At 64.6% G+C, this 8,332-nt stretch carries 11 protein-coding genes; 7 read left to right on the top strand and 4 right to left on the bottom strand.

The window, feature by feature from the left end:
- Positions 1-163 precede the first annotated feature (163 nt).
- From arsC to CFY91_RS12755, 3 genes are read left to right on the top strand one after another with little or no spacing between them, the layout of a single operon-like run.
- The gene (gene arsC / locus CFY91_RS12765; protein WP_093986760.1) at positions 164-517 is read left to right on the top strand and encodes an arsenate reductase (glutaredoxin); all 354 of its coding nucleotides are present in this window, start codon (positions 164-166) and stop codon (positions 515-517) included.
- Positions 514-1,119: an NAD(P)H:quinone oxidoreductase gene (gene wrbA, locus CFY91_RS12760; RefSeq protein ID WP_093986759.1), complete on the top strand. Its 606-nt coding sequence runs from the start codon at positions 514-516 to the stop codon at positions 1,117-1,119. The genes arsC and wrbA overlap by 4 nt, the downstream gene beginning before the upstream one ends.
- Positions 1,112-1,519, top strand: a complete 408-nt coding sequence (locus CFY91_RS12755) for a DUF2069 domain-containing protein (protein WP_093986758.1) — start codon at positions 1,112-1,114, stop codon at positions 1,517-1,519. Before wrbA ends, CFY91_RS12755 begins: the two co-directional genes overlap by 8 nt.
- Before the next feature lie 5 nt (positions 1,520-1,524).
- Here the strand turns inward: CFY91_RS12755 and hda are convergent, their stop codons facing one another.
- From hda to CFY91_RS12735, 4 genes are read right to left on the bottom strand one after another with little or no spacing between them, the layout of a single operon-like run.
- Complete coding sequence (gene hda, locus CFY91_RS12750; RefSeq protein WP_093986757.1) at positions 1,525-2,229, bottom strand: DnaA regulatory inactivator Hda; 705 nt, start codon at positions 2,227-2,229, stop codon at positions 1,525-1,527.
- Positions 2,226-3,320, bottom strand: a complete 1,095-nt coding sequence (locus tag CFY91_RS12745; RefSeq protein ID WP_093986756.1) for an AI-2E family transporter — start codon at positions 3,318-3,320, stop codon at positions 2,226-2,228. The genes hda and CFY91_RS12745 overlap by 4 nt, the downstream gene beginning before the upstream one ends.
- The gene (locus CFY91_RS12740) at positions 3,317-3,871 is read right to left on the bottom strand and encodes a CDP-alcohol phosphatidyltransferase family protein (protein ID WP_093986755.1); all 555 of its coding nucleotides are present in this window, start codon (positions 3,869-3,871) and stop codon (positions 3,317-3,319) included. The genes CFY91_RS12745 and CFY91_RS12740 overlap by 4 nt, the downstream gene beginning before the upstream one ends.
- Positions 3,872-3,880: 9 nt before the next feature.
- Positions 3,881-4,936 carry a DUF2066 domain-containing protein gene (locus CFY91_RS12735; RefSeq protein WP_093986754.1) on the bottom strand — a complete coding sequence of 352 codons (1,056 nt, stop codon included), beginning with the start codon at positions 4,934-4,936 and terminating at the stop codon, positions 3,881-3,883.
- A 215-nt stretch (positions 4,937-5,151) separates the two neighbouring features.
- Between CFY91_RS12735 and purM the strand changes: the two genes are divergently transcribed.
- The 4 genes from purM to CFY91_RS12715 all read left to right on the top strand — a co-directional run bounded on the left by purM (position 5,152) and on the right by CFY91_RS12715 (position 8,327).
- Positions 5,152-6,210, top strand: a complete 1,059-nt coding sequence (gene purM / locus CFY91_RS12730) for a phosphoribosylformylglycinamidine cyclo-ligase (RefSeq protein WP_093986753.1) — start codon at positions 5,152-5,154, stop codon at positions 6,208-6,210.
- Positions 6,210-6,854: a phosphoribosylglycinamide formyltransferase gene (purN, locus tag CFY91_RS12725; protein ID WP_093986752.1), complete on the top strand. Its 645-nt coding sequence runs from the start codon at positions 6,210-6,212 to the stop codon at positions 6,852-6,854. Before purM ends, purN begins: the two co-directional genes overlap by 1 nt.
- A gap of 14 nt (positions 6,855-6,868) precedes the next feature.
- The gene (locus tag CFY91_RS12720) at positions 6,869-7,582 is read left to right on the top strand and encodes a DUF3108 domain-containing protein (protein WP_093986751.1); all 714 of its coding nucleotides are present in this window, start codon (positions 6,869-6,871) and stop codon (positions 7,580-7,582) included.
- A gap of 139 nt (positions 7,583-7,721) precedes the next feature.
- The gene (locus tag CFY91_RS12715) at positions 7,722-8,327 is read left to right on the top strand and encodes an inorganic diphosphatase (protein WP_093986750.1); all 606 of its coding nucleotides are present in this window, start codon (positions 7,722-7,724) and stop codon (positions 8,325-8,327) included.
- The last annotated feature ends 5 nt before the right edge of the window (positions 8,328-8,332 follow it).

The raw sequence follows: 8,332 nt of genomic DNA, 5'->3' as shown, positions 1-8,332 counted from the left end.
GGGGACGGCGAGGGAAAAAAAGGGGCCCAGAGGAGAGAGAGGAAACAGCCCCGGGCGATGAATAAAACCCAGCTTCCCGCCTCTTTCCGGGTTCCCGGCAGTTCGGGGCGGGCCCCACGGGCGGTTAAAATCCCCGCCACTTCCCTGCACGAGCGACCCTGTGATGAGCGAACTGTGCCTGCTGCACAACCCGCGCTGTTCGAAATCCCGCGCAGCCCTTGAGCTGCTCGAAGCCCGCGGCCTCCAGGTCGAGGTGTTGCGCTACCTGGACAGTCCTCTCAACGCCGCGCAACTGCGTGAACTGCTGGGCAAACTGGGCCTGTCAGCCCGGCAACTGCTGCGCAGCGGCGAGGAACTCTACCAGAGCCTGCACCTCGACGATCCGCAGCTCAGTGAAGCGCAACTGATCGACGCCATGGCCGAGCACCCGCGCCTGATCGAGCGGCCCATCCTGATCAACGGCCCGCGCGCCATGGTGGGCCGCCCGCCCGAGCGCATTCTGGAGATCCTCCCGTGAGCGACGCCTATATCTTGGTGCTCTACTACAGCCGCCACGGCGCCACTGCGCAGATGGCCCGGCAAATTGCCCGTGGCGTGGAGCAGGGTGGCATGACGGCACGCCTGCGCACCGTGCCCGGCGTTTCCAGTGAATGCGCGGCGGTTGCCCCGGAGATTCCCGACGAGGGTGCGCTGTATGCCAGCCTGGATGACCTGCGCCAGTGCGCCGGTCTGGCACTGGGCAGCCCGACACGCTTCGGCAACATGGCGGCGCCGCTCAAGTACTTCCTGGATGGCACCAGCGGTCTGTGGCTGACCGGCGAACTGGTGGGCAAGCCGGCCGCACTGTTTACCTCCACGGCCAGCCTGCATGGCGGCCAGGAAAGCACCCTGCTGTCGATGATGCTGCCCCTGCTGCATCACGGCATGCTGATCAGCGGGCTGCCCTACAGCGAACCCGCGCTGCTGCACACCCAGGGGGGCGGTACGCCCTACGGGGCCAGCCACCTGGCCGGCGCCGACGGCAAGCGGCCACTCGACGAACATGAAATCAGCCTGTGTCGCGCCCTGGGCAAACGCCTGGCGCATATCGCCCAACGCCTGGAGCCTAGCCGTGGCTAAAACCCCCAAAGCCTTGCCGGAACTCGACTGGCTGATCCCGCGCATGAAGCTCAGCCGTGCGCTGAGCCTGTTCAACTTCGTGGCCCTGCTGCTCTTGCTGCTGGTATGGAACCTGTGGTTCGCCGACCTGCATGGTGCACGACCGTGGGTGGTGCTGAGCATTCAGCTGCTACCGCTGTTATTGCTGGCCCCCGGCATCCTGCTGGGTAACGCACGCGCGCATGCCTGGCTGTGCTTTGTGGTCAACCTCTACTTCATCCAGGGGGTACTGGCCGCCTTCGATCCGGCACGCGCCCTGTATGGCGCGCTGGCAACCACCATCAGCGTGCTGCTGTTCTGCTGTGCCCTGCTGTACACCCGCTGGCGTTTCCAGTACCAGCGCAAGCTGGCCGGCGAATAGCCGGCCTACCAGCCCAGGGTCTGTTTGAGAAACGGAATGGTCAGCTTGCGCTGGGCCTGCAAGGAGGCCTGGTCAAGCTGCTCAAGCAACTCGAACAGCGCACTCATGCTGCGCGCACCGCGGGTCAGGATAAACCGCCCGACCTCATCGGACAGCTGCAAGCCACGCCGCGAAGCACGTAGTTGCAGGGCACGCAACTTGTCTTCCTCGGCCAGTTCGCGCAACTGAAACACCAGCGCCAGGCTGAGCCGCGACTGCAAGTCAGGCAAGGCCACCGGCAATTCGCGAGGGGCCGCGCAAGCGGCCAGCAGCAGACGCTTGCCGGCATCGCGCAGACGATTGAACAGGTGGAACAGCGCTTCTTCCCAAGCGCTCCGACCCAGCACGGCTTCCAGATCGTCCAGGCAGACCAGCGCGCACTGCTCCAGGTCATCGAGCAGTTCGGGACCGTATTCGACCAACTCAGCCAAGGGCAGATAGACCGCCTGCTCGCCCTGTTGCTCGGCGCGCAGGCAGGCAGCCTGCAGCAAGTGGCTACGCCCGACGCCCGCACTGCCCCACAGGTAAATCAGGCTGTCGCCCCAGCCTGCATCAGGCTGGCACAGGCGCTCGACATAGCCGAGCGCTGCCGCGTTGGCGCCAGGATAGTAGTTGGCAAAGGTGGCGTCGTCGCGCAAACGCACACCGAGAGGCAGCTGGATTGGTTTCATGCCTGCTTCGGCGGCTCACCCGAGCCGTTTCCGTTCTCCCCATAAAGATCGGAAAGTTTATATAAATCATGCACATGACGCAGCAAAACCATGATCACCGCGGCCACCGGCAAGGCCAGCAGGATACCTACGAAGCCGAACAGCTGGGCACCGGCCAGCACCGCGAAGATGACCGCCACCGGATGCAGGCCGATGCGATCGCCCACCAGCAGCGGGGTAAGCAACATGCCTTCGAGCATCTGACCGATGCTGAACACCACCACCACGCCGACCAGCGGGTACAGGGCGTCACCGCCGAACTGGAAGACCACGGCAATCAGGGCCGCACCGATACCCACAATGAAGCCCATGTAGGGCACGATGCTGGCCAGGCCGGCAAGCAGGCCGATCAACAGCCCCAACTCCAGGCCAATCAGCATCAGGCCGCTGGCATAGACCGCACCCAGCGCCAGCATGACCAACAGCTGGCCACGCATGAAAGCGCCCAGCACCTCGTGACACTCGCCGGCCAGGCGCAGCACCAGGCCTTCCTGGCGACGCGGCAGGAGGTTGCGCAGGCGCAGCATCAGCACATCCCAGTCGCGCATCAGGTAGAAACCCACCACCGGCACCAACAGCAGATTGCCGACAAAGCCCAGCAAAGCCAGGCTGGAGTGGGTGACCTGGCTGGCCAGCAGGCCGAGCAGATCACCGGTTCGCTCGGGGTTGCTCGACAACGCGGTGCGAATCCGCTCGAAGCGCCAGAAATCACCGTCTACCCCCAACTGCATCTGCACCCAGGGCAAGCCCGTGACCTGCAACCATTCCAGCATGTGCGGGATCAGCTCGTACAAACGTACCAACTGACGCCCCAGCATGGGCAGGAGAATCAGCAATAGCAGCAGGACCGTCAGGGCAAACAGCACGAACACCAGGGTCACCCCCCAGGTCCGCGACAGCCCACGACGCTCCAGACGATCGACCAGCGGGTCACCCAGATAGGCGAGCAGCATGGCCACCAGGAAGGGCGGCAAAATCGGCGTCAGCAGGTAGAGCAGCCAGCCACCGCCCAACAGGGCTACCAGCCACAGCCAGCGTCGCGAATCGGTCATAAGGTCACTCCCTTGCGTTGGCGGCGATACAGCCGCGTCCAGGCCCATACATAATGCAGGCCGCTGCACAGGGTCAGCAGCAGCACCGTAACGATCAGCAGCGGGCGCACCTCGGCAAAGCTCGGCAGCCAGCTCAGTTCCAGCAGCACGGCCAGCACCAGGATGATCTGCGCCAGTGTCGAGGCTTTGCCGAGCAGGCTCGGGCGCATCTGCAAGGCACCGACCAGCACACGGTACACCAGCGCCCCTCCTACGATCAGTGCATCCCGCAGCAACACCAGCAGGGTCAACCACCAGGGCAATACCTGGCTCAGCCCCAGACAGACATAGCTGGTGACCAGCAGCAGCTTGTCGGCCAGCGGGTCCAGTACGCTACCCACGCGACTCACCCAGCCAAAGCGCCGCGCCAGAAAGCCATCCAGCGCATCCGAAGCACCGGCCACGGCGAACAGCCAGAGCGCTGCAGCAAAGCGTTCGCTGAGCAGCAACCAGGCGATCGGCAAGGTCAACAGCAGGCGCAGCAGGGTCAGCAGGTTGGGCAGATGGCGCATGGCGGCAAATCAGGGCCAGCGGTATTGCAACAGTGCGGCCGAGGCAGCCGGCACCTGCGCGGCTGCGGCCAGCGGCGCCTCGCCGCTCTGTTCAGCGGTTACCGGCTGGACGGCAGGCACCTCGGCAGGCACGACCTGCAGTTGCAGCAAGCTCAGTTGTGCATGCAACTGCTGGGCACCGGCCTGCAGGCGATAACGCAAACGATCGCCCTCGACGCGCAACAGGCGCGCGGCAAAGGGTTCCAAGACACGCTCCAGCTGGGCAAAGCGGGCCAGGTCGGCCCCCTGTACTTCCAACACCAGCTGGCTGGCGGCCTCCGGGCGCACCACAAAACGCGGCGCCAGGCGCTGGCTGAGCGTCAGCAGGAGGGCGTCGGCCAGGCTGGCCTGGTCACTGGCCTCAAGCTGGCCACGCTCCTCGCCATCGCCCAGCAACAGGCGCCAGTCGGCCTGCCAGGCCGAGCCGCGCTGGCGAGCCAGTACCAGCAACTGCATGTCAGCCTCATAACGTACCGCGGGCTCCTGCAACACCGCCTCGGCATCACCCTGCAACAGCTCGTCACTAATCAGCAACTGCTCGCTGAGATCGGCCAGGGGCAGGCGTATCGGCAGCCCGCGATGCTGCGCGGCCTGCTGTAACAGACTGGCGCCGTCCTGGGCATCGCCGACCAACTGGCTACCGTCCACACCCTGATTCAGCCACCAGACCAGCAAGGCCGGGCGGCTGGCGCCCCACAGCGCCAAACCCGCCTCGCGCAAGCGCGATTCACTGGTCAGCGGGTCGAACTCCACCAGCACATGGTCATCGGCGTAACCGAACTGGCGTGCCAGTTGCTGCGGATCGGCACGCAGCGCCTGCACCTGCGGGTTGAGCAGCGCCTGGGGATCGCCGGTCAGGCGCAGCACCAGGGTATCCAGCGCCCGCTGCAACGCCTCGCTACGTTGTTCAGGGCTCTGTCCGGCGAGGCTTTCGCGCACCTGATAAAGCGCCTCGGGGCTGGCAGCCCACAGGGGGGGCGCCCAGAAAGGCAGGCAGAGCACCAGCAGACGAAGAAAAACACGCATGGGGAATTCACCCGTTGACAGATTGGCGACAAAAAACGGCCGCAGTGTACCCCGAGCCAGAGCCCCCTGGCGTGCCGCGCACGACGATTCTGCCGCAGCCTTCGCCGACAGGCCATGGTCGCCCCCCGGCAAGCCTGATAAAATCGCCGCCTTTCCGGGTCGGCGCCGGCCGCGCACGACTGTTCCAACCGCTATCCAGGCAAAGGCACGCATTCATGAGCAAGCAACCCTCCATCAGCTACAAGGACGCCGGTGTCGATATCGATGCAGGCGAAGCCCTGGTCGAGCGCATCAAGGGCGTGGCCAAGCGCACCGCGCGGCCGGAGGTCATGGGTGGCCTGGGTGGCTTCGGCGCGCTGTGCGAGATCCCCGCCGGCTACCGGCAGCCGGTGCTGGTCTCCGGCACCGATGGCGTCGGCACCAAGCTGCGCCTGGCACTGAACCTGAACAAGCACGACAGCATCGGCCAGGACTTGGTCGCCATGTGCGTCAACGACCTGGTGGTGTGCGGCGCCGAGCCGCTGTTCTTCCTCGACTACTACGCCACCGGCAAGCTCAACGTCGACGTAGCCGCCACCGTGGTCACCGGCATCGGCGCCGGCTGCGAACTGGCCGGCTGCTCCCTGGTCGGCGGCGAGACTGCCGAAATGCCCGGCATGTACGAAGGCGAAGACTACGACCTGGCCGGCTTCTGCGTCGGCGTGGTGGAGAAGAGCGAGATCATCGACGGCTCGAAAGTCGCCACCGGTGACGCGCTGATCGCCCTGCCCTCCTCCGGCCCGCACTCCAACGGCTATTCGCTGATCCGCAAGATCCTCGAAGTATCCGGTGCCGACATCGAAACCACCGAACTGGACGGCAAGAAGCTGGCCGACCTGCTGATGGCGCCGACGCGCATCTACGTCAAGCCGCTGCTCAAGCTGATCAAGGACACCGGCGCGGTCAAGGCCATGGCCCACATCACCGGCGGCGGCCTGCTCGACAACATCCCGCGCGTGCTGCCGCAAGGCGCCCAGGCGGTGGTCGACGTGGCCAGCTGGACCCGTCCGGCGGTATTCGATTGGCTGCAGGAAAAAGGCAACGTCGACGAGCATGAAATGCACCGCGTCCTCAACTGCGGCGTGGGCATGGTCATCTGTGTCGCTCAGGACCAGGTCGAAGCTGCGCTGGCCAGCCTGCGCGCCTCGGGCGAGCAGCCGTGGGTCATCGGCCAGATCGCCCAAGCCACCGAAGGTGCCGCCCAGGTTCAGCTGAACAACCTGAAAGCCCACTGATGGCCTGCAATGTCGTCGTCCTGATCTCTGGCTCCGGCAGCAACCTGCAGGCGCTGATCGACAGCATTGCCCATGACGGCAATCCGGCCCGCATCGCCGCGGTGATTTCCAACCGCGCCGATGCCTACGGCCTGGTGCGTGCGCAGCAGGCCGGCATCACCCGTGAGGTGCTTGACCACAAGCAGTTCGCCGACCGCGAAGCCTTCGATGCGGCGCTGGTCGAGGCTATCGATCGCCACCAGCCCGACCTGGTGGTGCTGGCGGGCTTCATGCGCATCCTCACCCCGGCCTTCGTCACGCACTACAGCGGTCGCCTGCTGAATATCCACCCCTCGCTGCTGCCCAAGCACAAGGGTCTGCACACGCATCAGCGGGCCCTGGAGGCTGGCGACAGCGAACATGGTTGCAGCGTGCATTTCGTCACCGAGGAACTCGACGGCGGCCCTCTGGTCGTACAGGCTGTATTGCCCGTCCTCGCCGACGATACGCCAGACAGCCTGGCGCAACGCGTGCACCAGGCCGAGCACCAGATTTACCCGCTGGCCGTACGCTGGTTCGCCGAAGGGCGCTTGCGCCTCGGCCCGCAAGGTTGCCTGCTGGATGGACAAGCCTTGCCTGCGCAAGGCTGGCAGATTCGCCCCTGACCTGGAGAATGTCGATGCGTCGTGCTGCTGTATTGCTACTCAGCCTGCTCGCCCTGCCCGTGGCGGCACTCGAGCTGAAACCCTACACCGCCAGCTACACCGCCGACTGGAAGCAACTGCCGGTCAGCGGCAGCGCCGAGCGCAGCCTGCAGGCACAAGCTGACGGCAGCTGGCAACTCAGCTTCGAAGCCAGCATGTTGCTCGCCGGCCTGACCGAACGTAGCCGCCTGCGCGTTCAGGGCGAGCAGCTGCAACCCCTGGACTATCAGTTCTCCCGGCACGGCCTGGGCAAATCCAAGCAGATCGAGCATCGTTTCGACTGGGAGGCCAAGCAGGTGGTTGGCTCGGACCGCGGCGATGCGGTACGCCTGCCACTCAACCGTGGACTGCTCGACAAGTCCACCTATCAGCTGCAACTGCAATACGACGTAGCCGCCGGCAAGAAGGCCCTCAGCTATCAGGTTGTCGATGGTGATGAAATCGAGACTTATGATTTCCGCATCCTCGGTGAGGAGCGGGTGCGTACCAAGGCTGGCCTGCTGGATGCCATCAAGGTTGAGCGGGTGCGCGACCCGACGCAAAGCCAGCGCAAGACCACCCTGTGGTTCGCCAAGGACTGGGATTACCTGCTGGTGCGACTGCACCAGGTGGAGAAGGACGGCAAGGAATACCTGATCATGCTCAAGAGCGGCACGGTCGACGGCAAGACCGTCAGCGGCCGTCAGTAAGACGCCACACACTCAAACAGCCGGGCCAGCGCCCGGCTTTTTTGTGACTGTCACCCAACGGCAAACCCCTTGTAAAAAAACACTCACAGTCACCACGCATGATGACCGGGCAATCCCCCCTGTTCCTTGAGGAGTCACCATGCAAAAGTCCCTGCTCGCCATCGGTATTGCCCTATGCCTGGGTAGCACTAGCCTGCTGGCCAGCCAATCGATCAGCCATCCGTTCCATGCCGCACAGGCCGATAATGCACCGGCTGACGTGCACCTGGCCGTGGAAATCCCCGCTGGCAGCTTCACCAAGTACGAAATCAATGAAGAAGGCTTGGTCTTCGTCGATCGCTTCCAGTCCATGCCGGTTGTCTACCCTGCCAACTACGGCTCGCTGCCGCGCACCCTGGGGGGGGACAACGATCCGCTGGACGCCCTGGTACTGACCCGCGAGGCCCTGCATCCAGGCGTGCTGATCAAGTTCCGGCCAATCGGCTACCTGAAGATGATCGATGGCGGTGAGGCCGATGAGAAAATCATCGGCGTGCCGAGCAGCGATATCGATCCCACGTACGACACCATCCAGGACATCGACGACCTGCCGGCCATCGAGCGCCAGCGCATCGAAGCCTTCTTCCGCGTGTACAAACAGCTCCCGGAAGGTCGTAAGAAGGTTGAGCTGAACGGTTTCGGCAACGCCGAAGAAGCCCGCAAGATGATTCAGCAGGCAATGGACAACTACCAGAAAAAACACTGAGAGCC

Origin of the sequence: Pseudomonas fluvialis, assembly GCF_002234375.1 — a bacterium.
In the GTDB taxonomy this organism is placed as follows: Bacteria; Pseudomonadota; Gammaproteobacteria; order Pseudomonadales; family Pseudomonadaceae; genus Aquipseudomonas; species Aquipseudomonas fluvialis.
This window is presented reverse-complemented; position numbering and strand designations above follow the sequence as displayed.

Coding starts and splice junctions, on each gene's coding strand:
- arsC (WP_093986760.1), top strand. CDS start 164: ATGAGCGAACTGTGCCTGCTGCACAACCCGCGCTGTTCGAAATCCCGC.
- purM (WP_093986753.1), top strand. CDS start 5,152: ATGAGCAAGCAACCCTCCATCAGCTACAAGGACGCCGGTGTCGATATC.
- purN (WP_093986752.1), top strand. CDS start 6,210: ATGGCCTGCAATGTCGTCGTCCTGATCTCTGGCTCCGGCAGCAACCTG.
- CFY91_RS12715 (WP_093986750.1), top strand. CDS start 7,722: ATGCAAAAGTCCCTGCTCGCCATCGGTATTGCCCTATGCCTGGGTAGC.
- CFY91_RS12735 (WP_093986754.1), bottom strand. CDS start 4,936: ATGCGTGTTTTTCTTCGTCTGCTGGTGCTCTGCCTGCCTTTCTGGGCG.
- CFY91_RS12745 (WP_093986756.1), bottom strand. CDS start 3,320: ATGACCGATTCGCGACGCTGGCTGTGGCTGGTAGCCCTGTTGGGCGGT.
- CFY91_RS12720 (WP_093986751.1), top strand. CDS start 6,869: ATGCGTCGTGCTGCTGTATTGCTACTCAGCCTGCTCGCCCTGCCCGTG.
- CFY91_RS12740 (WP_093986755.1), bottom strand. CDS start 3,871: ATGCGCCATCTGCCCAACCTGCTGACCCTGCTGCGCCTGCTGTTGACC.
- hda (WP_093986757.1), bottom strand. CDS start 2,229: ATGAAACCAATCCAGCTGCCTCTCGGTGTGCGTTTGCGCGACGACGCC.